We start from the raw sequence: 22,562 nt of genomic DNA, 5'->3' as shown, positions 1-22,562 counted from the left end.
ACCCGTCTGGGGTGCCTGCGCCTCTGATAGCAACGCCACCGCCATCCGGCCAATGACAGTTTGTGATCAGAGCGGCTCGTAAAGGTGATGGGTCCGCGCCAACCTTTTGCCTTCGCAAGCGTTCGTCTTGGGAGCGCTTCGCGCGCTCGCCACTATGACCATTAGGAGCACAACATGAAAAAGACCGTCACCTGGGTTTTGATCGCCAACGGCGCGCAAGCGCGGGTCCTCGAAAATACCGGACCGGGCAAAGGGCTCACTTTGGTCGAAGGGCTCAACTGGTCGATAGAGCCGCTACAGGCGCAGGAACTTGTCAGCGACCGCCAGGGCAGCAACCGCACGCCGGGCGGCTACGGTCGTGGTGGTTTCGAACCACGCACTGATCCTGTTGAATATCGCGAAGCAGAATTTATCAAAGGCGTCGCCGCAGAGCTTGACCGCAAGCAGCAAAACGGTGCATTCGACCGTCTCGTTATTGCCGCCGCACCAATCGCCCTCGGCGATTTGCGTCAGGCGATCACCGCCGGTGTCAAAAAGACCGTGGTGGCCGAGTTGAACAAAGATTTGACCAACCTGCCATCTGATCAGCTCGACAAGCATTTCGACGGTATTCTGGCCGCGTAATTATCGCGCCAATACAGACGACTAAGGCAAAAAGCCGATTCAACCTGCAAGTGCGTTGAATCGGCTTCTCAATGTCTTGAATCGAAATCTCAACCTATTGAATCAAGCTGGCAGAGCCTGACACCCAGTCGTCAGCCGTTTCGGCTAGTCCGCTGCTTCTTCATCGAAATCCTCGTCATCGCCACCTTCAATGGCATCGAGAAATTCAAGCAGCATCGAATTGACCAGATCAGGCCGCTCGATGCTCGGAATATGCGCCGTGCCCTCAAGTACCGCCGCAAAAGCGTTCGGCATTTCTTCCGATAGATGATCATGCCGTTCGATCAGGGTGGTAAAATCCTCATCGCCAACCAGCAGCAATGACGGCGCGCCGATCTCCGACACGCGCTGCCAGGCATTGGGCGGACGCTCTTCCTGCGTCAGCTCGGGCTTGTTGAGCGCGATGGAATTCATGTCCAGAAAAAGCTCACGCACCGCGCCGCCAACCCGACCGCTTTGCGCGCGTGGCCCATCGAGCCATTCATGCGCCTGCACCCGGTTGAGCATATCGAGGTCGCCACGCTCATAGGCGTCTTCCTCGGCCGCCTCGATCTGCTCCTCGGCCTGCGTCGCGGTCCATGGCGCGCCGGTCACCGACGTGCCGATCAGCACCAGCCCGATCACCCGACCCGGATGACGCAGCGCAAAATCCACCGCCAGCCCGCCGCCAAGCGAGCAGCCGACAAACACCGCCGCATGAATATCGAGCGCCTTGAGCACTGTCTCGAGGTCATCGACATGGCTGAAAACCTCGTCGGCGCTCTGCGTCTGCCCATAACCGCGCCGGTCATAGGCAATAGCCTGCCAGCCCTCTTCGGCCACGACAGCCATTTGGCTGTCCCACATCCGCTTGTCGCAAACGCCGGCATGCAGAAACACCACCGGCAGCCCTTCGCCAACCTTCCGGCCAGCCAGAACCGCGCCACCGACTTCTATGGAAAAATTCGCACCAGTCACAGTTGCACCATCACGCAAAACTCGTCGCAGCCACTGCGCATTTCAAAAAAGCCAAAGGCGCCCCACGAGTGGAGCGCCTTCGATAGATTAGCGTGTCAGCGGCTTGTAGGTCGCGCGCTTTGGATTGACGGCATCGGCGCCGAGGCGACGGATCTTGTCGGCCTCGTAGTCGGCGAAGTTGCCTTCGAACCATTCGACATGGCTGTTGCCTTCAAAGGCCAGCATGTGCGTCGCCAGACGATCGAGGAACATGCGATCGTGGCTGATGATCACGGCGCAGCCGGCGAATTCCTCGAGCGCTTCCTCCAAAGCGGCGAGGGTTTCGGTGTCCAGATCGTTGGTGGGTTCGTCAAGCAGCAGCACGTTTGCGCCGCTCTTGAGCATCTTGGCGAGGTGCACGCGGTTGCGCTGACCACCCGACAGATTGCCCACCTTCTGTTGCTGATCGCCGCCCTTGAAATTGAACGAGGACGTATAGGCGCGCGAGTTCACTTCGCGCTTGCCCAGCAGCAGCACTTCGTCGCCTTCCGAGATTTCTTCCCAGACGGTCTTGTTCGGGTTGAGGCTATCGCGGCTCTGGTCGACGTAACCGAGATGCACGTTTTCCGCGACCGTCACCGAACCAGCATCGGGCGTTTCCTGACCGGTCAGCATTTTGAACAGCGTGGTCTTGCCGGCGCCGTTTGGCCCGATAATGCCCACGATACCGCCCGGAGGCAGCTTGAAGTTGAGGTTATCGATCAGCAGACGATCACCGAACGACTTGGAAAGGCCTTCAACGTCGATGACGTTGTTGCCGAGGCGTTCGCCGGCCGGAATGATGATCTGGGCGGTCGAGGACTGGGTACGGGCGTCGTTGAGCTTGACCAGTTCGTCATAGGCCTTGAGACGGGCCTTGGACTTGGTCTGGCGCGCCTGTGGGGACTGACCCATCCATTCGCGTTCGCGTTCCAGCACCTTGGCGCGGGCCTGATCCTCGGACTTTTCCTGGGCAAAGCGCTTGGCCTTGGCACCGAGATAGGCCGAGTAATTGCCTTCGTATGGCACGCCGCGACCACGGTCGAGCTCGAGAATCCAGCCCGTGACGTTGTCGAGGAAGTAGCGATCGTGGGTGATGATCAGCACGGCGCCTTCGAACTCACGCAGATGGCGTTCCAGCCATGCGGTGGTTTCGGCGTCGAGATGGTTGGTCGGTTCGTCCAGCAGCAGAAGGTCTGGCTTGCTCAGCAGCAGCGCGCACAGCGCCACGCGGCGGCGTTCACCACCCGACAGCGTCGTGACATCGGCGTCGCCCGGAGGGCAGCCGAGCGCTTCCATCGCCACTTCGACCTGCGATTCGAGATCCCACAGGTTCTCTGCGTCGATCTGGTCCTGCAGCTTGCTGGCTTCGTCTGCGGTCTCGTCCGAATATTCCATCATCAGTTCGTTGTAGCGATCGATGACGGCCTTCTTCTCTTTGACGCCGGTCATGACGTTGCCGAGCACGTTCAGCGCTGGGTCCAGCTCAGGCTCCTGGCTGAGATAGCCAACCTTGGCGCCCTGCGCGACCCAGGCTTCGCCCTGGAATTCGGTGTCGATGCCAGCCATGATCTTGAGCAGCGTCGATTTACCCGAGCCGTTCGGTCCCAGCACGCCGATCTTGGCGTCCGGGTAGAAGGACAGGTGGATGTTGTCCAACACCTTCTTGCCGCCGGCATAGGCTTTGGACATTCCGTGCATGTGGTAGATGAACTGGCGAGCCATAGGCTTGCTGACCTCTTTAAGACTTACGTGGATTGGCCGTCTATGTAGGGCAAGCCGACAGAAGGGGCAACGGGTCGCGGCATCAGCCTCAATTCAGCCCCGTTAACCGCCGATTGCTGCACGCAGCGTATATAAGTGCTGTTATTCCTTTGCCCCGCCTGTCTTTTCCGGAGCCCTCCATGATTTTGAGAACCGCGCTGGCCCTGTCCCTCAGCGTCCTTATGTCCACCGGGGCATGGGCGCAGGATGCCGAAACCGGCCCCGACATCGCCAATTTCACTCTGGAAAACGGTCTGGAAGTCGTGGTGATCCCCGATCACCGTGCCCCGATCGTCACCCACATGGTCTGGTACAAGGTCGGCAGCGCCGATGAGCCACCCGGCAAATCCGGCATCGCCCACTTCCTCGAACACCTGATGTTCAAGGGCACCGAGCGCCACCCCGCCGGTGAAATGGAGCGCGCCATTGCCGAAATCGGCGGCGAAGGAAATGCCTTCACCACCAATGACGTCACCGCCTATTTCCAGACCGTCTCGCCCGACGCCCTGCCCGCCATGATGGATTTTGAAGCTGATCGCATGCGCGGCCTCGTGCTCTCCGAAGAGGTCATCGGCGCCGAGCGCGACGTGGTGCTCGAAGAGCGCCGTATGCGCGTCGAAGGCAGCCCACAGGCGCTGCTCACCGAGGAGACCTCGGCCACGCTCTACCAGAACCACCCCTATCGCATCCCCACCATTGGCTGGATGCACGAGATCGAACAGCTCAACCGTACCGACGCGCTCGATTTCTACCACCGCTATTACGCACCCAATAATGCCGTGCTGGTCATTGCCGGCGATGTCGATGCCGACACCGTTCGAGCCCTCGCCGAAACCACCTATGCCAAGGTGCCGCGCGGCCCCGACCTGCCAGCGCGCATCCGTCCATCTGAACCCGAGCACAACACCAGCCGCACGGTCACCCTCAAGGACCCGCGCGTCGGCATCCCGAGCTTTGCCACCGGCTGGGTTGTTCCCAACTACCGCACCGCCGAACCCGGCGAAGCCGAAGCGCTCGACTTGCTGGCCGAAATCCTCGGCGGCGGCACGCGCAGCCGCTTCTACCAGCAGATCGTCGTCAAGGATGGCATCGCCACCGCTGCGGGCGCCAACTACGATGGCGGCGCCTATGATCCGAGCAGTTTCACGCTCTATGGCCTGCCCCAGGGCGACCACACGCTGGCCGATGTCGAAGCCGAAGTGAGCGCCCAGCTTGAACTGCTGATAAAGGACGGCGTCACCACTGCCGAACTCGAAAGCGCCAAGATGCGCTTCGTCCGCAGCCTGATTTTCGCCCGCGACCGTCAGTCCAGCATGGCCAATATCTATGGCAGCCGCCTCGCTAATGGCAGCACCATTGCCGACATCACCGAATGGCCCGACCGGATCCGCGCCGTCACGCCCGAACAGGTGCAGGCCGTCGCCGCCAAATATCTCAACCCCGCTTTGTCGGTGACCGGCTATCTGCTGCCCAGCGAAAATGGAGCCAAGTAACACCATGAACTTCATGCCCTCGCTCCGCCGCCACCTCGTTCTGCTGGCCACGCCGCTGCTGATGCTGCTGGTGGTTTTGCCGGCCCATGCCGAAGTCGAATTCCAGAAGGTCACTTCGCCCTCCGGCGTCGAAGCCTGGCTGGTCGAAGACTATTCGGTCCCAATCATTGCCATCCGCTTCGCCTTTGAAGGCGGCAGCGCGCAGGACCCCGCCGGCAAGGAAGGCCTCGCCAATCTGATCACCGCGCTGTTCGATGAAGGCGCCGGCGATCTCGATAGCGAAGCCTTCCAGATCAAGCTCGACGATGCTGGCGCCGAAATGGGTTTCGGTGCCGATCGCGAGACCATCTATGGCTCGATGCGCATGTTGGCCGACCAGCGCGAGGAGGCTTTCGGGCTGCTCAAGCTGGCCATCGAACAGCCCCGCTTTGACCAGAACCCCATCGACCGCATGCGCGCCCAGCTGGTCTCCGGCATCGTCGCCAGTGCCCAGAACCCGGCCACCACGGCCCAGCGCTTGTGGAATGAAGCCCTCTTTGGCACCCACCCCTATGCGCGCTCCACCGACGGCACCGTCGAAACGTTGAACAGCATCACCGCCGACGATCTGCGCGCCTTCCACACCGCCGTCTTTGCTCGCGAAAACCTGCATGTCGGCATAGTCGGCGCCATCGATGCCGAAACCGCCGCTGCCGTGCTCGACCAGCTGTTCGGCGCCCTGCCCGAAAAGCCAACCCTGACGCCCGTTCCAGACACGGCGCCCCTGCTCGGCCAGGACCTGCATGTCGAATACGCTCTGCCCCAAACCAATATCTACATGGCCTATCCCGGCGTTTCGCGCAGCGAGCCAGACTTCTTCGCGGCCTACCTGATGAACGAAATTCTGGGTGGCGGCAGCGTGCTCTCGCGGCTGACCGACGAAGTGCGCGAAAAGCGCGGCCTCACCTACAATATCAGCACCTCGCTGATCAATCAGCGCCACTCCAACAGCCTGATGCTGGGCACCGCCACTCGCGCGGACCGCGCCGAGGAAACGCTGGGCGTCATCGAAGATGTCATCGCCAAGATGGCCGCCGAAGGCCCGACCGAAGCCGAACTGGCTTCCGTCAAGAAATACGTCATCGGCTCCTATGCCCTCAACGAGCTCAGCTCATCGAGCGCCATCGCCAGCACGCTGGTCGGCCTGCAATTGCGCGGCCTGGGCATCGATTATCTGTCGGAGCGCACTGATCTGATCAATGCCGTCACCGTCGATGACGTCAAAGCCGTCGCGGCAAAGCTGCTGGAAACCAAGCCCACCATCATGCTGCTGGGTCCAAAGGTCGAACCGGCCGCCGCACCCGCCACCACGCCCTAGATCAATCGACCGACCCGCGCCGCTACATCCCGGCGGTGCGGGTCGGACGCTCTGGTCGATCACTGACCACCCGGTTCCGCCCCTGCGCCTTGGCGCGATACAGCAGGCGATCCGCCGCCGGCATCACCTGCTCCGCTCCTGCTCCTACCGCCAAGCCGATACTGGTGGTCACATGCAGGCCCTTGGCCAGATCGGACCACGGCAATTTCTCAAGATCCGACCTGATCCGCTCACAGCACTCGGTCGCGTGGTCGAGATCGGAATGGTCGAACAGCAGCGCAAATTCCTCCCCGCCCAGCCGGAACGCCTGCAGCCACTGCGACCGCGCCGCCAGCAGTTCGCCCGTATAGCGCAGCACGTCGTCGCCCACGCCATGCGAGAAGTCGTCATTGACCCGTTTGAAATAGTCGAGGTCCATGATCGCGAGGCAAAAATCTGTCCCATCCAGCTGGCCAAATGCAGCTTCCATGCTGCGTCGGTTGGGTAGCCCCGTCAGCTCGTCATGCGTGGCCAATTGCTCGAACTGCTCGGCAATGCTGCGGAGCCGCTGATTTTCTGAACGCATTTCATTCATCTGAGCGCGGCGCTGGGTCATGGCGCCCATCTGGTGTTCATAGGCCTCGTGAAACTGTTTGAAAAAGCTAATGGCCTGCTCGAAATTGCCGAGCCGCTCATGCACTTCCGACAGCCGCCGCAGCGTATTCACCTTGTGGTCGTGCAGCCCTGAACTCTCGGCCAACGCCAGAGCGGCCTCGCACAGGCCAAGCGCCTCATCGAGCCGCCCGATATGCAGCAACACCTCGCCGCGCGTATAGAGATAATGGATTTCGCTACGCGGACCGCCGGTTCCCGGCAGGTTCTCATACTCGCTCAAACACTGGAACGCGCCGTCAACATCTCCGACCAGCATGGACGCTTCGGCACAATTGGCAAGGATAACCCTGAGATTCCAGTGGTCACCACACTCCCTCGCCCACACGGCAGCCTGCTGGAACACGGCGATGCCCTGGCGATAGAGCTTGAGCACCTCATCGCTCGGCCCCTCCGCCTTCAAGGCGTCCCCTCGCAGGACACAGGCCAGACCGATATTGTTCTCGACATACTCCATGATCAGCACGTCGCCGGTCGCCTGCGCATGCAGCCGTGCCTTACGCAGAACCTGCTCGCCCAGATCAAACTGCCGCGACAGCAACAAGGCCGCACCCTTCACGTTCAGGGCACAGGCGATAGTCGTCGAGTTCTTGGTCGCCTCCGCCAGTGAGACACCGATCTGGATGACCGAATAGGCCTCGTCAGCGAGGCCAAAATCGAGCAGCAGCGCCGCATGGATATAAGTCGCCTTGGCGTGGTTCAGACGATCACCGCAGGTCAGAAAAAGCTGCTTGGCGCCCTCAGCCATGTCGAGCCCGACCGCGGAGTGACCCAGTTGCAAATTGAACCAGGCAATCTGCAGCATGCAGTCGGCGAGTGCCCACTCGTCGCCCTCCAACCGCAACCGAACCAGAATGTCCTTGGCCTGCTCCAGGCCTTGTTCGGCCTGCCCGAGACGGCCCAACTGCCATCCCGCCTGCAATCGCTCGCGAACGGTCATGCGTACAATTTCAGTAAAATCTTTGACCGAATAGTCACACTCGTGAAAATGCCGAATACCCTCAAGTCAAAGATGTGCGCGGGCAGGACATAGCGCACAATTATTTAGAAATACAGCCAGTCAGAAACGACCAAGTTTCTTCTCGCGGCGGTGGGATGTGTATTTTTCGTTTCAGGCAAATCGAATTCTGCCAACGTCCACGGCAACGACGCGATTTCGTCCAGATGATTTGGCCTTGTATAGCCGCGCATCCGCGACCGGCATGATGTCCTCGGCGCTTTTGCCGACCGCCAGCCCGATGCTTGCCGTCACCCGCAAGCCCCGTGCCGCCTGCTCCCAGGAATTGCCCTCCAGCTGCTGCCGGATCGCCTCGCAGGTCGCAAATGCTGCTTCGCTATCGCCGTGATCAAACAGCAGGGCGAACTCCTCGCCGCCCATCCGGAAGGCCGTCACGTCGTTTCCACGGGATCCAAGCAATTCTCCCGTCATCCGCAAAACCGTATCTCCCACAGCGTGGGAATAACGATCATTGACCTGCTTGAAGAAGTCGAGGTCAAGGATCGCGACCGCGAACACTCTCCCTTTAAGCTTCTGGAAATGCGCTTCCAGACTCCGTCGGTTGGGCAGGCCTGTCAGATCGTCATGCGTCGCCTGCCGCTCGAACTGCTCGGCAATGGAGCGCAGCCGTGCATTCTCAAGCCGCATCTCGGTCATTTGCGCACGCCGCTGCGTCAGCACACCCATCTGGTGCTGATAGGCGATGTGATACTTTTTGTAGTTGCTCATCGCCGCTTCGAAATGGCCCAGTGCTTCATGCGCTTCGGCCAGTCGGCGTAGAGTGTTCACCTGATGGTCGATGTGGCTGGTGCTCTCCGCCAGCGCCACCGCGCGCTCGCACACCGCCAGCGCTTCATCCAACCGGTTGAGCGAGAGCATAGTCTGCCCCAGCGTATACAGATAATGAATGTCGCGGCGAATGCCGTGCGGTCCCGGCAGGTCATCCGCCTCTTCCAGCGTTTCAAGCGCCTTGAGCGGCTGATCGAGCAGTACCTCGTTTTCTGCCCTGTTGGTCAGCGCGGTGCCCAAGTTCCAGATATCGCCGCACTGACGGGCATAGACAATGGCTTTGTCGAAATACTCGATCGACTGCCCGTAAGCGACCTTGCTCGCCTCAACTTCGCCCGTATCGCGCAGCACGTCCCCTCTGGCGCCGATGGCGTAGCCCATGGTCACGTTGAACAGCGCACAGTTGGAGATGTAGTTGGCGCCCAGCGCGAGCGCGAGTGCGCGCTCCAACAGCGGATAGGCCAGCGTCTCCTGCTTGATCATCACATAGGCGACAGCTTTGGAATGAAGCGCAATGGAGAGCGTGCAATCATCGTCGACGGTTTCCGCCAGCGACACCGCCAACTGGCTCGCTTCAAACCCCTCATCGACCAGACCAAGTTCGGCCAGTACCCAGCCATACACTGCCGACGCAAACGCATGCTTGGGCCGCGCGCCGCACTGCAAGAACAGGTGTCGGGCATTATAAGCCGAATCGACTCCACGATCGGGATGGCCAAGCTGCAAGTTGAACCAGCCAGTTTGCAACATGCAGTCGGCGAGCAACCATTCATCTTTGGCGGCTTCAAGAATCGGCAGCAATTGCATGGCTTGTTTAAGGCCTTCGACGGAGCGCCCCGTCCGTCCATACAGCCACCCTTTTTCCAGAGCAGATCGGACATCTGTTTGCTTGGATTCAATCACTGCCACAACCATTCCATGAGGTAATAAAACCTACATCAAACCATTACGGAACAGATAATAAGTACAAAAAAAGCCCTCGGATTACTATGCTTCTATCCAAACTGGCACAGATTTAAAGGCCGGCGTCTTGCTGCGCGGGTCCACTTCGGTGCCCACCAGCACATTGGCTTCAGGATAATATGCCATGGCGCTGCCACGCGGCAGATCGAACGCCGTGGCAATTGCGGCCATGCTGCCGGTGTCGGACGCAACCGTCACCCGCTGCCCCTCGACCACGCCAAACGCCGCCATGTCGTCGCCATTGAGGAACACCGCATGGCGCCCGGCGCCACCGCGATAGCTGTCCTTTTCCTCATAGATTATGGTGTTGAACTGCCCCTCGCTGCGCATCGTTGCCAACGTCAGCCGCTCGCGCTGCAGCGTTGGAATCGGCGTCACCACGAAATGCGCCCGGCCATCCGGAGTGCCGAATTCAGGCGTGTGCATCACCCGGCTCTTGATGTGGAATTCGCGCTTGGCCACGTCGATATCGGCCAATTCCTCCATGCCCGGCACGATGGCCGCAATCGCATCGCGCACTTTGGCATGGGCACTGAACGCCTTGAATTGAATGGGGGAATTGGGCAACAACCGCTGCCCGATTTCACCTAGAATCCAGCTCTCCGGTCGCACACTTTCCAGTCGGCAAATGCCACCATCGCTGAGCCGCACATAGTTGAACATCGACTCCTGCGTGGTGGGCTCCCACTCCTCGTCGCGCGCCGTGACTGGCAACACCAGCACCTCGCCATCGCCTAAGCCATGCACGTGGCCCATATTGAGCGTCGTCGTCAAAAACAGTTTGAAACCAATGGCTTCCAACGCCCGGCTGGCAAAGGCCCGGTCCGGCGTCGCGCCCCACAGATTGCCACCCATGATGACGGCACTGTCGACCTCGCCCGCTTCGGCGGCCTTGAGGCACGCCATGGTGTCAAAGCCCTTTTCCTCGGGAAATTTGACGCCAAACGCCGCTTCCATCTTGGCAAGCACGTCCTTGGCCAAAACCGGTTTGACGCCGATCGTGCCGATGCCCTGAACGTTCGAATGTCCACGCAGCGGCAATAGTCCGGCATATCGCTTGCCCACCATGCCGCGCAACGTCGCCAGATTGGCGATGGCTTCGACATTTTCGACGCCATGAATATGGTGCGTCATGCCCATGCCCCAGGCGAAAACCACCTTTTCGGCCTGCCCATAACGCGTCGCGATATGCTCGATGTTCTCCCGCGCAATGCCGCAGGCGTGGGTGATATCGTCCCAGCTCAGCGCCACAAGATCAGCCTCGAACGCCGCAAAACCGCTGGTATGGGCCACGATGAACGCCCGATCCTCATAGCCCATTTCAAGCACCGCCTTGGCGATACCCTTCATCAGCGCAACGTCCGACCCAATGCGCGGCTGCACATAGTCCGAGGCGATCTCGCTGCCGCCCTTGAGCATGGAGCTCGGCGATTTCGGCACGGCAAACTTTACCAGCCCCGGCTCCTTGGCCGGATTGATGACGATCACCTCGCCGCCCCGCTCGCGACAATTCTTGAGCATGTGAATAAAGCGCGGATGGTTCGACGATGGATTGGCGCCGATCACAAACACCATATCGGTGCCCGTCAAATCCTCCAGCTCGACACTGGCCGTGCCCGTGCCAATGGTCGTCGCCAGCCCTTCGCTGGTCGCCTGATGGCAATAGTAAGAGCAGTTGTTGACGTTATTTGTGCCATAGGCCCGCGCCAGCAGCTGGAACAAAAACCCTGCTTCGTTCGACGACCGGCCCGAAGAATAAAAAAAGCTGCGGCGCGGATTGGTCTGCGCCAGCTTTTGCGCGGCATGGTTGATGGCAAAATCCCAGTCGACCGGCTCAAACTTGTCCGACCCCGCCCGCTTGAATAGCGGCGTCGCCAATCGCCCAAGATGCTCCATCTCGCGGCCGGTCAGTTCCTGCAGATCGGCAAAACTGTGCTCGAAAATTTCTTTTGGGATAGCCGGCTGGATATCGGTCGATTGCGCCTGCACACTCTTGTTGCAGACCGAGGGAAACTCATCGAGTTCATTGGTCATGCCGCCGCGCTGCCCGCCCATGCCATAAGCACAGGCCTTGCAGGCATTCTTGGCCGTCAGCGCCTTGCCAGCCTTGCCCACGCCCATCCGGGCAATGGTGGCCAGTGTATAGAGAACCTTCTTGGGTCCACCGCCCACGATATGGCTGGTATCGGCCACGACAATCCTCCCGCTCGCTCCGCAACCATTCTCGGTCGCGCAAGCCACGGTGGCAAGCCTGCAATGACGCAAGCCTTATCCAAGGGAGAACCACGAGGTCGCGAGCAAAGCTTCTCACCTCTCCCTTCGGGGGAGAGGTCGACCCTCTTGGGTCGGGTGAGGGGGCCTTTACTGGGTGAGGCGCGTGAACAAGGCCCCTTCACCCACCGTTGCGGCCAACCTCCCCCAAAGGGAGCGGCAAGCCCCCCTAATACACCGCCTTCACATGCATCTCTGCCGGAACCGGCCCACGCGCATAATCCGGGTGTCGGATACGATCGGGCAGCACCACCGTCGGCTTGGGCACGTCGCCATAAGGGATCGCGCTCAGCAGATGCGCAATCGTATTGAGCCGCGCGCGCTTTTTGTCATCGGCATCCACCACCCACCATGGCGATTCCGGGATATGGGTGCGCTGCAACATGTCTTCCTTGGCCTTGGTATAATCCTCCCAATGACGGCGGGATTCCATGTCCATCGGCGAAAGCTTCCACTGCTTCAGCGGATCGTCGATCCGCATCTTGAAGCGGAATTCCTGCTCTTCATTGCTGATCGAAAACCAGAACTTGATCAGGATGATACCCGACCGAACCAGCATCTTTTCAAAGTCCGGCACCGAGCGGAAGAACTCTTCCAGCTCATTGGGCGTGCAGAACCCCATCACCCGTTCCACACCGGCCCGGTTGTACCAGGAGCGATCAAACAGCACCATTTCGCCCGCCGCCGGCAGATGGGGCACATAACGCTGGAAATACCACTGCGTCTTTTCGCGGTCATTTGGCGCCGGTAGCGCCACCACGCGGCACACCCGCGGATTGAGCCGCTGCGTAATGCGCTTGATCGCCCCGCCCTTGCCGGCCGAGTCACGCCCTTCAAAGATCACCGCGACCTTGAGCTTGTTATGCGCAATCCAGTCCTGCAGCCGCACCAGTTCGTGCTGCAGCCGGAACAACTCGCGGAAATATATGCGCCGATCCAGCGTCGGCCCGCCCGGGCGATCTTCTCCGCCGGCGAGCATTTCAAGCTGATCATCCGCGAACTGAAGCTCCAGCTCCTCATCAAAGGAGTCTGAAATTTCAGCACGAATGCGGTCGAGTTCGGCCTGCAATTCTTGGTTGGTCATTGGCGCCTCCATTTGAGCCGCCAATGTTCATGCGCAGATTACAGTATTGTGACTGTCCCTGTTCACCTCTCCCCAAGGGGAGAGCTGAAATGCCCTACTTCCCCTCCGGCGCCACCCGGATCAACTTACCATTCCCGTCATCGGTCAACACATAGACCGCTCCATCCGGCCCAACCCGCACATCGCGAACTCGGCCAAGCTCACCTTGAAATAACCGCTCCTCGGTCACCACCGTGTCGCCGTCCATATCGAGATGCACCAGCACCTGTCCGCTCAGCCCGCCGGTTAGCAGATCGCCCTTCCACTCCGGGATCAGATCCGCATCATAAAACGCCAGCCCCGATGGTGAGATCGATGGGTCCCAGTAAAACAGCGGCTGTTCCATCCCGGCCTTTTCCGTGCCGACACCAATCGGCACGCCAGAATAATCCACGCCATAGGTGATGACCGGCCAGCCATAATTGGCGCCCGGCTGCGGATTGTTCAGCTCATCGCCGCCGCGTGCCCCATGCTCGACCGTAAACAACTGCCCATCTGCCCGCACCGCGGCGCCCTGCGGATTGCGATGGCCCTTGCTCCACAGCTCCGGCGCCCAGCCATCGACCTGCGGATTATCCGCCGGCACCGAGCCATCTGGCGCAATACGCGCCACCGCTCCAGCCAGGTCGCCAAAATCCTGCGCCCGGTCCTGCTCGCCCCGTTCGCCCAACGTCACGAACAGATTGCCGTCCGTACCCACTACCACGCGCGAACCGAAATGCCGGTTGGTCGTCGTGAACTTGTTCATGCGGAGGATGACCTTCTGGTCTTCCAGCCGCCCGCCATCGCCATCCAGCACCAGCTTGGCCGACAGCACCGCCGTGCCCTGCCCGCGCTGCTGCCCCGCGTCTTCCGCCCGTTCGGAGAATGTCAGGTAAATCTGCCCGCTGGTTTCAAAATCTGGCGCCAGCGCCACATCGAGCAGGCCGCCCTGCCCTTCATTGTAGACATTGGGTACGCCGTCGATCGGCTCACCAACCACTCCATCATGGACCACCCGCAACTGCCCGCTACGCTCGGTCACCAGCATCCGGCCATCGGGTAAAAATCCTAGGGCCCATGGATGGCTCAATCCGTCCGCGATAACCGTCGCCGTCAGTTTGCCCGCGCTTGAATCTATCGTCTGCGCAAATGCTGGTGCGCTCATCACAAGTGCAAGTGCAGTCGCCGTAATGGAGATTTTGCTTTGGAAATGCATGCGTGGCCTTTCGAACGTGAAGCTAAAATCTTGAATGCGTGTGTGGAGATGACCATCTTGATGACAACACCCGCTTGACCGAAACGCGGCAGGCGGGCAATTTGTCCTCATCTCCCCCTAAAACTAATCGTGAAGCGCACGCCGAACGGATTTTGGCTGGGGGCGAGGCTATCAAAGCAAGATGCGAAAAGTCGGATACCGGCTTATCGCGATACGTCTTGCGACAACAAATAGAGCCAAGCGATTTGATTCCTTCAAATCGTCTGGCTCGCTCTGCCGTGCCGATTGGAGGCGACGAAAATGGACAAGATCCCGATGACGGTTGGGGGCCACAAGGCTCTGACCGCCGAATTTGAGCACCGCACTGCCACCGAGCGCCGTCGGATCATCGACGCGATCGCCGAAGCGCGCGCCCATGGTGACCTTTCCGAAAACGCCGAATACTCGGCCGCCAAGGAACAGCAGAGCCTCAATGAAGGCCGCATCAAGGAACTCGAGACCATTCTGGCGCTGGCCGACATCATCGATGTCACCAAGCTCAGCGGCTCGACCGTCAAGTTCGGCGCGACCGTGACCTATCTCGACGAGGATACCGAGGAAGAAAAGACCTATCAGGTCGTCGGCGATCCAGAGGCTGATGCCTCGGGCGGCCGCATCTCGATTTCCTCGCCCATCGCCCGCGCCATGATTGGCAAGGAAGAGGGCGATTCGTTCGAGGTCTCCGCTCCCGGTGGTGCCCGCAGCTACGAAATCGTCAAGATCAGGTATGTCTAGCGCCCTCTGGACGGGCATTTGCCAGTCTGGTGTGTGACATTTCCGCCTGTTCCACAGGCACGTGCTGTGCGGAACGTCGGTTTACCTTGAAAGAGTGCTCCTTCGGCCTTTAACTAGAGGCCGGGGGGAGTACCCGCATTTTTGTCGGAGAGCGTCGCGATGCACGCGAAAGTCATCATTATTGGTTCAGGTCCTGCTGGCTACACGGCTGCCATCTATGCAGCACGCGCCATGCTTGAGCCCGTGATGATCCAGGGTCTGCAGCCCGGTGGCCAGCTGACCATCACGACCGATGTCGAAAACTACCCCGGCTTTGCTGACGTGGTTCAGGGCCCGTGGCTCATGGATCAGATGAAGGCACAGGCCGAGCATGTCGGCACCAAGATCGTCAACGACCTCATCGTCAATGTCGATTTCGAGAAACGCCCGTTCGTCCTCACCGGCGATAGCGGCGACATCTACACCGCCGACAGCGTCATCATCGCGACCGGTGCCCAGGCCAAGTGGCTTGGCCTGCCATCCGAACAGAAGTTCCAGGGCTTTGGCGTGTCCGCCTGCGCCACCTGCGATGGTTTTTTCTATCGCAACAAGGAAGTGCTTGTGGTCGGCGGCGGCAATACCGCTGTCGAAGAAGCGCTGTTCCTCACCAATTTTGCGTCCAAGGTGATCCTGGTTCACCGTCGCGACGAGTTCCGCGCCGAGCGTATCCTGCAGGATCGCCTGTTCAAGAACCACAAGATCGAAGTGCGCTGGAATACCGAGATCGCTCACATCGACGGCTCGGTCATGCCGCCGTCGGTCAACAGCGTCACGCTGCGCGATCTGGTCAGCAACCGTACCTATGACCAGCCGATCGATGGCATTTTCATCGCCATTGGCCACGCACCAGCCACGTCCATCTTCTCGGGCAAGCTCGACATGAAGCCAGGCGGCTACCTGCAGGTAAAGCCCGGCACCACCGAAACAAACGTGCCCGGCGTCTTCGCCGCGGGCGATGTGACCGACGATGTTTATCGTCAGGCCATCACTGCGGCTGGCATGGGCTGCATGGCCGCGCTCGAAGCCGAGCGCTTCCTTGCCGAACATGAACTTGCTGAAGCAGCGGAGTAGATCACCATGATCTTCACATCTGACTTCAGCAAATATCTCTTCTGCCATGTCTCCGCCGTTATGGCAGGCAAGGTTCCGCACCCCGGCTGATCGCCAAGTAGAAAGCGTCAAAAGAAATGCTCGACTGGGACAAGCTCCGGATTTTCCATACCGCCGCCGAGTCGGGCAGTTTCACCCATGCCGCCGAAAAGCTCGGCATGAGCCAGTCGGCTGTCAGCCGCCAGATTTCAGCGCTCGAGGATGACCTCGGCCTCAAGCTCTTCATCCGCCACGCGCGCGGCCTGGTCCTCACCGAAGTCGGCGAGCAGCTGTTCCGCACCGCCCACCGGATGCATTGGGAGCTGCAGCAGGTTGAAACCCAGATGTCGGAAAGTCAGGATGTGCCCACCGGCCCCCTGATCGTTACGACCACCGTGGGCATCGGCTCCACCTGGCTATCCTCGCGGCTAGATGAGTTCCTCAAGCTTTATCCGCTGATCCAGCTCGAAATCCGCCTCAACGACGCCGAGCTCGACCTGGCCATGCGCGAGGCCGACGTGGCCATCCGCTTGCATCGCCCGAACCAGTCCGAAATGATCCAGCGCAAGCTGTTCACGGTCCACAACCACTTCTACGCGTCCAATAAGTACATCGACGAGCATGGCATGCCCTCCAGCGGCGAGCAGCTCGACGACCACCGCATCGTCAGCTTCGGTGAGCCGGTCCCGTCCTATCTCGGCGACATCAACTTCCTCGAACGCATGGGCCGCACCGATTCCACCCCGCGCCGCGCCGCGCTCAAGGTGAACTCGATCTACGGTATGCTGCAGGCCTGCCGCGCTGGCACCGGCATCGCCATGCTGCCCGACTACGTCACCGAGACAGAAGACGGCCTCGTTCAGGTTCTCCCAGAGATCGAACTGCCCGCCTACGAAGCCTATTTCGTTTATCCCCCCGCGCTCAAAAACTCCAAACGCGTCGGCGTTTTCCGCGACTTCCTCGTCGCCAAGGCGAGGGAGTGGAGTTTCTAAGCCAGGTATTGGCCAAGGCGAAGCCGAGTGGTGCACCATACCGGTGAAACATCGTGGCGAGCCTCCTGAGCTTGTCGAAGGACGAACCACTAGGTTGGGGACACCAGCCCCCACTAGCAACTGAACCGGCCTCTCAGTCGTCCACCCTCCCCCTTGCGGGGAGGGTAGTGTAGCTAGGCCGAAGGCCGTAGCGAAACTAGGGTGGGGGGCCGGAAGCCACCATATCGGGGCCAACCACCCCTTGATCCCTCCCCGCAAGGGGGAGGGTGTCGACTGGGAGATCGAAGATTTCCATCACCACCATCGCCTTCGACGCTGACGATACCCTCTGGCAAAACGAGCAGTTTTTCCGCCTCACCGAACAGCGCTTCGCCGATCTCCTGCGCGACTACACCGACGCGCCAGACCTCAATGACCGCCTGATCGCCGCCGTCACCAAAAACCTCTCCTTCTACGGCTTCGGCATGAAGGGCTTTACCCTCTCCATGGTCGAAACCGCACTTGAAGTGACCGATCACCGCGTCCCCGGCACCGTGATCGCCGAAATCCTCGCCGCTGGCCGGGAGCTGCTCAACTACCCCATCGAAACCCTGCCCTATGTCGACCAGACCTTGACCCAGTTGCAGGACAACTATCGCCTCATCCTGGTCACCAAGGGCGATGTGTTCGATCAGGAGCGCAAACTCGCCGCCTCCGGCCTCGCCGAATACTTCGCCGCCGTCGAAATCGTCTCCGACAAGAACGAAGCCACCTATCGCCGCATTTACGAGCGCCACACCGATGGCGCCGACCGCACGGTCATGGTCGGCAATTCCCTGCGCTCAGATATTGTCCCCGCCCTCGCAGCGGGTAGCTATGCGGTCTATATCCCGCACGACCTGACCTGGTCCTACGAACACGCCGACGAGCCAGCCGCCCAGCCGCGCTACGCCAAGACCGACCATATCGGGCAACTCGAAGCCACCATCGCCAAGTTTGGGACGATCGACTAATCTTCGACCACACCTGTTTCGGAGACCTCGATGAAGCTGCCTCTCGCCGTCGCCGCCACGCTTGCTTTGGTCCTGCCCGCGCAGGCTGATGTCACCGGACTAAAACCCGAACAGATCGGCGAAATCTTCTGCCTCGCCGTTCAGGCATCCGACATGGAAGCCCTCGCCGGGCTGCAGACCCCGGACCTGAGCGCCGCCATCGCCGATGCCGAGGTCAAGAACACCGCCTACGAAGCCGCCCATCCAGGTGACAAGCCGCCGCTCGGCAATGGCATCCCGTGGCAAACCTGGATGGATGTAGCCGATACCTGCACGGTCGGCGCTATCGAGATGGACGGCGACACCGCTCGTATTCCCATCGTCTACGTCTTCGATACCAGCCCAAGCGCCAACTACACCGATCACGTCCTGCTGCGCATCGTGCCTGTCGAAGGCGGCTGGCGTGATGCCTGGCGCATCGATGACATCGCACTTGAAGACACCACCTTGCGCGAAACGCTCATTAACTTCTTCAAGCCTTGACGCCTGCCCCTTGCGAGCGCATTTGTGCCCTGTCGTCACAGCCAAGGACACGACCCGTGAACCCCGACTCCCGAAGTCGATCTAGCAACTACCCAGCCAGCACGCCGGCGTGACACATCAGGTCGCGCTGGGCTTGGCTGCCCGCGCATAAGGACCTGAAGAATGCTTCGCATCTATTCCCTTTCAAGCGACCGCCTTGTCCGCAAGGACACCGACGGCCTCACCGACCTGACCGGGCTCGATAAGGGCATCTGGTATGACCTGCTCAATCCCACTCGCGACGAAGAACTCTTCGTCGAGAAGTGCTTTGGCGTGCTGGTGCCCACCCGCGCCGAAATGCATGACATCGAACCATCTGCCCGCCTCTACAACGAAGACGGCGCCGAGTTCATGACCGCAACCGTGCTCAGCAATCTGCGCGAGCACGATCCCCGCAAGGCCCCGATCACATTCGTGCTGCGCGATGCGGTGCTCGTGACGATTCGCTACGACGAATCGGCCACCTTCGCCAATTTCGAGTCGGCCGCCACGCGCCCGAGCGCTTCCCCGCTCCTGACCGGCGAACACATCCTGGCCGGAATTCTCGAAGCCTTCATCGACCAGCTGGCGCAGGCACTCGAAACCGCAGGCGAAGGCCTCGACACCATTTCGCGTGAAGTGTTCCGCTCCAAGGTCAAAGGCGCCACCCGCAAGGCCCGCAACCTTGAGACACTCATCGAAAAGATCGGCAACAAGGGCGATACGCTGACTCTGGTGCGCGAAAGCCTGATCACCATCCTGCGCATCACCACCTTCCACCAGACCAAGCTGCCCGGCACCACCAAGGCGATCCGCGCCTCACGTCCCGATTTCAAAATGATCCAGCGCGACGCGTCGGCCCTCAGCGATCACGCGGGCTTCCTGTCCAACAAGGTCAATTTTCTGCTCGACGCCACGCTGGGGCTGATCAATCTCGAACAGAACGCCATCATCAAGATCTTCTCGGTGGCTGCGGTTGTGTTCCTACCGCCCACTCTGGTCGCCTCGATCTACGGCATGAACTTCGACATTATGCCCGAACTGCACTTCCAGCACGGCTATCCGCTGGCGCTGGGCGGCATGGTGCTGTCGGCCATCCTGCCCTACCTGTTCTTCAAGCGGCGCGGCTGGCTCTGACTCGGCCGGGATTCTTGGGCGATTTGCTGAAACATCATCCAGCGCGCCCAAAAAACCCTCTGGGTGCAAAGCAGCTCAACAAACGCAGATCATTGATTCTATTACGTAATCTAAACAAGCATGCAGAAAGTGCATAGCTAATATGCCGCCTGCCCGATTGTTGAGCATAAGCCCATTCTCTATATCACTCCCAGCACAGCGGGCGCTTCTCCTCCTCCCTTGCGCTCTGCTGCGTTCCCTCCTTGCGGGGGCTTGCTCCCGCATCCTTGTGGCTCCGCTCTCCCCTCGAGCGGGGCCACATTTGTTTTCGGGCCTAGGCATATTTGCATAGCTCCCATACCCAACGCTCCATTGTCGACTTGGCCGCTAGAGTACATATTCGGGTTGTCGCTGAGACGCGCTCCGAATCCTCCTCCCTCGGACCCCGTATCGCGACACCGAACCGAGATCGTATCCTCCTCCCTCGATCAAGGTTCAACGGTAGAGCGCATATCCTCCTCCCTTGCTCTCTACCCCACTTTCGATTTGGCTTCGGCCCAGTCATCAGGCCCTGTCTTCGGACAGGGCCTTTTTTTGCTCTGCAGAAACAAAATTCAAAGCAACGCAACGAACCAGAAAGACCAGCGTTTACAAAGGCGCACTACGCGCGGCTTGGAGATTAACGTGGGCACCTCGGTTCTAATCAGCATTCTCATTACGTTTCTGGTCATTGTGCTTATCCTTTGGCTGGTCCAGCGCCTGCCAATCGAAGCGCGCATTCGCCAGATCGTCCAGATCGTTGTGATTGTCATCGGCATCATCTCGCTGCTCAAATACCTCGCGGTATTCTAAGCGCGCCCTGAGACGCATCGCCTGGCGCGATACGGGTCGAAACGAAGCCCTACCGAAAGGGGGGGCTTTTCGTTTGGTGGGCAATTGCTTGACAACTTGTCGCTGTGCTCACTGCATAGCTGACATTCGCCAACCCGCATTGCTGACCAAAAGGTCAAAATCTATATTGGCTTTGTCGCTGGTGAAGCCGCTCCGTATCCTCCTCCCTCGGACCCGCTTCTTGCGACACCGGATTTAGGTCGTATCCTCCTCCCTCGGCCTGGGTCCAACCAGTTCGGCGCATATCCTCCTCCCTTGCGCTGGGCCATTACTTTCGATTTGGCTTCGGCCCTATCATCAGGCTCCAACTTCGGTTGGAGCCTCTTTTTTTGCCCCCTTCATTCCCGGTAGTTGTGAATCTGCATGGCAGCACTTCGCATTGAACAATTGTGCTAATCACCCCGGCAAATCATAGTGTTTTGACCAAACAAGCAGCGTTCGTGGCGCTGCTCCTCCAAGGTCAGATGCTTCGGCTGATGACCCCATAAGGCCCTGCCCATCCCCTCGGGCGGGGCCTTTCTTTTTCTCTGGCGGTCAAATCTTCCCCCATCCCGGCAAGTTCTGCCGCCCTGCGCGAACAGGCCACTAAGTTAACATTGATTTAACAGTGTTTTTTCCCGGCACGCCGATTGCATGGCACTCCACGATCTTTCGCAGGAGCGCCCGATGGTAGCCATCAACACCAGCTATGTGACCAGCAGCTACTACAAGACCGTGCCCCCTGCCGCCGCGTCGACGGCCAAGTCGACCAGCACCACCGACACATCCGACACCGCCAAGTCCGCGACCTCGGTCACCCTCTCCGACGAAGCGCGTGCCGCGCTCGCTGCCAAGGACTTCGCCGCAGTTCTCGCCGACACCCACACCAAGCTTGTCGCCCTGCTCAAGGACGCCGACCGCACCTCGCCGCTCCAAGGCGGCAAGCTGGCGCTTGATCTCTCCAGCCTTGATCCGCGCGAACTCTACGCCATGACCAGCGATGCCAGCTTCACCAGCGACGATCAGAAGGCGGCCGGCCTCGAAATGCAGCGCCGCTTTGAGGCCGCTCTCGCCGGTCCCGCCGCGCTCGCCAAGGTCACCGGCAACTTTACCGGCCTCTACAAAGCTGCCGCCGAGTATCTCGATAGCCTAGGCGCCGAAGAAAAGGCCGCACCAGACTGGATCGCCGGCCGCGCCGCGGTCACCGATGGCCTCAAGCAATTGCAGGCCGATGCCAAAAAACTGCCCGACGCGGGCAAGGACGATCCGGTCGCCCTCTACCTGGCCCTGGCCGAGGCCGGCAACACCACCCAGCCCGTCGACATTGCCGATGTGGCCACCAGCGCCCGCAAGACCCTCGACAGCCTCTATGCCGAGGCCACCAAGGCTGGCAAAGCCGCGACCTTCAACAAGGCGACCACCAGCGGCACCTTCATCGACATGTCAAAATTCGATAGCCGCACGCTCTCGTCCATCGTGCTCGACAAGACCAATCAGTTCTCGACCCTTGAAGTCAGCGCCGCCCAGTCCGCCATCCGCACCAAGAGCGGCGCGGCGCTGCTGGCCGGCTTCCAGAACGCCGCCAAATCCAGCGACCCCACCGCCTTCAGCCAGAACATCATGTCGATCTTTTCGTCCATGAGCACCGAAGAACGCCAAGCCGCCGGCTGGAGCAACCAGTTCTACCAAACCGCGCTCGACAGCTACCAGTCCACCACCAAACTCCTGCAAATGTTCGCCGACGCCGGTGGATCGGATACCGGCTTTTTGAGCTGGATGGGCTCCAAATAGGCCGCAGGCAAAATCACGCCTGTGGCGTGATTTTAGATTTGGAGGCCATGAGGCCTATGGCCGAATGGCCCAGACGCGTCACAAACGCGATACCCACCCTCCCCCTTGCGGGGAG

At 60.2% G+C, this 22,562-nt stretch carries 18 protein-coding genes; 11 read left to right on the top strand and 7 right to left on the bottom strand.

All coding sequences use genetic code 11. The features are described 5' to 3' along the window. Nucleotides 1-174 precede the first annotated feature (174 nt). Nucleotides 175-624 carry a host attachment protein gene (locus ABIE28_RS04180; protein ID WP_354060412.1) on the top strand — a complete coding sequence of 150 codons (450 nt, stop codon included), beginning with the start codon at nt 175-177 and terminating at the stop codon, nt 622-624. A gap of 144 nt (nt 625-768) precedes the next feature. Here the strand turns inward: ABIE28_RS04180 and ABIE28_RS04175 are convergent, their stop codons facing one another. Together ABIE28_RS04175 and ettA are read right to left on the bottom strand one after the other, a co-directional pair. Beyond that, nucleotides 769-1,620: an alpha/beta fold hydrolase gene (locus ABIE28_RS04175; protein ID WP_354060410.1), complete on the bottom strand. Its 852-nt coding sequence runs from the start codon at nt 1,618-1,620 to the stop codon at nt 769-771. An 87-nt stretch (nt 1,621-1,707) separates the two neighbouring features. Beyond that, complete coding sequence (ettA, locus tag ABIE28_RS04170; RefSeq protein ID WP_354060408.1) at nt 1,708-3,363, bottom strand: energy-dependent translational throttle protein EttA; 1,656 nt, start codon at nt 3,361-3,363, stop codon at nt 1,708-1,710. A 179-nt stretch (nt 3,364-3,542) separates the two neighbouring features. On the opposite strand from ettA, the gene ABIE28_RS04165 reads away from it, so the two are divergent. Beyond that, entirely contained in the window at nt 3,543-4,895 is a 1,353-nt protein-coding gene (locus ABIE28_RS04165) for a M16 family metallopeptidase (protein WP_502913358.1), read from the top strand. A 4-nt stretch (nt 4,896-4,899) separates the two neighbouring features. Then, entirely contained in the window at nt 4,900-6,252 is a 1,353-nt protein-coding gene (locus ABIE28_RS04160) for a M16 family metallopeptidase (protein ID WP_354060406.1), read from the top strand. Nucleotides 6,253-6,274: 22 nt separating this feature from the next. Here the strand turns inward: ABIE28_RS04160 and ABIE28_RS04155 are convergent, their stop codons facing one another. From ABIE28_RS04155 to ABIE28_RS04135, 5 genes are all read right to left on the bottom strand, one after another. Next, on the bottom strand, nt 6,275-7,843 hold the full coding sequence (locus ABIE28_RS04155; protein WP_354060404.1) for a tetratricopeptide repeat-containing diguanylate cyclase: 1,569 nt from the start codon (nt 7,841-7,843) through the stop codon (nt 6,275-6,277). Between the two features lie 171 nt (nt 7,844-8,014). After that, complete coding sequence (locus tag ABIE28_RS04150; RefSeq protein ID WP_354060403.1) at nt 8,015-9,598, bottom strand: tetratricopeptide repeat-containing diguanylate cyclase; 1,584 nt, start codon at nt 9,596-9,598, stop codon at nt 8,015-8,017. Nucleotides 9,599-9,676: 78 nt separating this feature from the next. Then, nucleotides 9,677-11,845, bottom strand: coding sequence for an FdhF/YdeP family oxidoreductase (locus ABIE28_RS04145; protein WP_354060401.1), 2,169 nt, complete (start codon nt 11,843-11,845; stop codon nt 9,677-9,679). 247 nt (nt 11,846-12,092) lie between these two features. Continuing rightward, a complete protein-coding gene (gene ppk2 / locus ABIE28_RS04140) occupies nt 12,093-13,007 on the bottom strand; it encodes a polyphosphate kinase 2 (protein ID WP_354060399.1) in 915 nt (304 codons plus the stop codon). A 94-nt stretch (nt 13,008-13,101) separates the two neighbouring features. After that, on the bottom strand, nt 13,102-14,193 hold the full coding sequence (locus tag ABIE28_RS04135; RefSeq protein WP_354060397.1) for a PQQ-dependent sugar dehydrogenase: 1,092 nt from the start codon (nt 14,191-14,193) through the stop codon (nt 13,102-13,104). A gap of 351 nt (nt 14,194-14,544) precedes the next feature. Between ABIE28_RS04135 and greA the strand changes: the two genes are divergently transcribed. From greA to ABIE28_RS04095, 8 genes are all read left to right on the top strand, one after another. Continuing rightward, complete coding sequence (gene greA, locus ABIE28_RS04130; RefSeq protein WP_354060395.1) at nt 14,545-15,018, top strand: transcription elongation factor GreA; 474 nt, start codon at nt 14,545-14,547, stop codon at nt 15,016-15,018. Between the two features lie 159 nt (nt 15,019-15,177). Next, nucleotides 15,178-16,128: a thioredoxin-disulfide reductase gene (gene trxB, locus ABIE28_RS04125; protein ID WP_354060394.1), complete on the top strand. Its 951-nt coding sequence runs from the start codon at nt 15,178-15,180 to the stop codon at nt 16,126-16,128. Between the two features lie 116 nt (nt 16,129-16,244). Beyond that, nucleotides 16,245-17,138, top strand: a complete 894-nt coding sequence (locus ABIE28_RS04120) for a LysR family transcriptional regulator (RefSeq protein WP_354060392.1) — start codon at nt 16,245-16,247, stop codon at nt 17,136-17,138. A gap of 266 nt (nt 17,139-17,404) precedes the next feature. Continuing rightward, the gene (locus ABIE28_RS04115; RefSeq protein ID WP_354060390.1) at nt 17,405-18,130 is read left to right on the top strand and encodes an HAD family hydrolase; all 726 of its coding nucleotides are present in this window, start codon (nt 17,405-17,407) and stop codon (nt 18,128-18,130) included. A 30-nt stretch (nt 18,131-18,160) separates the two neighbouring features. Beyond that, entirely contained in the window at nt 18,161-18,652 is a 492-nt protein-coding gene (locus ABIE28_RS04110) for a hypothetical protein (RefSeq protein ID WP_354060388.1), read from the top strand. A 162-nt stretch (nt 18,653-18,814) separates the two neighbouring features. Next, nucleotides 18,815-19,807, top strand: a complete 993-nt coding sequence (locus tag ABIE28_RS04105) for a magnesium transporter CorA family protein (RefSeq protein WP_354060386.1) — start codon at nt 18,815-18,817, stop codon at nt 19,805-19,807. Nucleotides 19,808-20,470: 663 nt separating this feature from the next. Then, nucleotides 20,471-20,638 (top strand): Thivi_2564 family membrane protein, encoded by a 168-nt coding sequence (locus ABIE28_RS04100; RefSeq protein ID WP_354060384.1) that lies wholly within the window; start codon nt 20,471-20,473, stop codon nt 20,636-20,638. Between the two features lie 705 nt (nt 20,639-21,343). After that, complete coding sequence (locus tag ABIE28_RS04095; protein ID WP_354060383.1) at nt 21,344-22,447, top strand: hypothetical protein; 1,104 nt, start codon at nt 21,344-21,346, stop codon at nt 22,445-22,447. Nucleotides 22,448-22,562: the final 115 nt, after the last annotated feature.

The organism is Devosia sp. 2618, from assembly GCF_040546815.1.
In the GTDB taxonomy this organism is placed as follows: Bacteria; Pseudomonadota; Alphaproteobacteria; order Rhizobiales; family Devosiaceae; genus Devosia.
The sequence above is the reverse complement of the archived record's forward strand: the minus strand, read 5'-3'. Positions and strand labels throughout refer to the sequence as shown.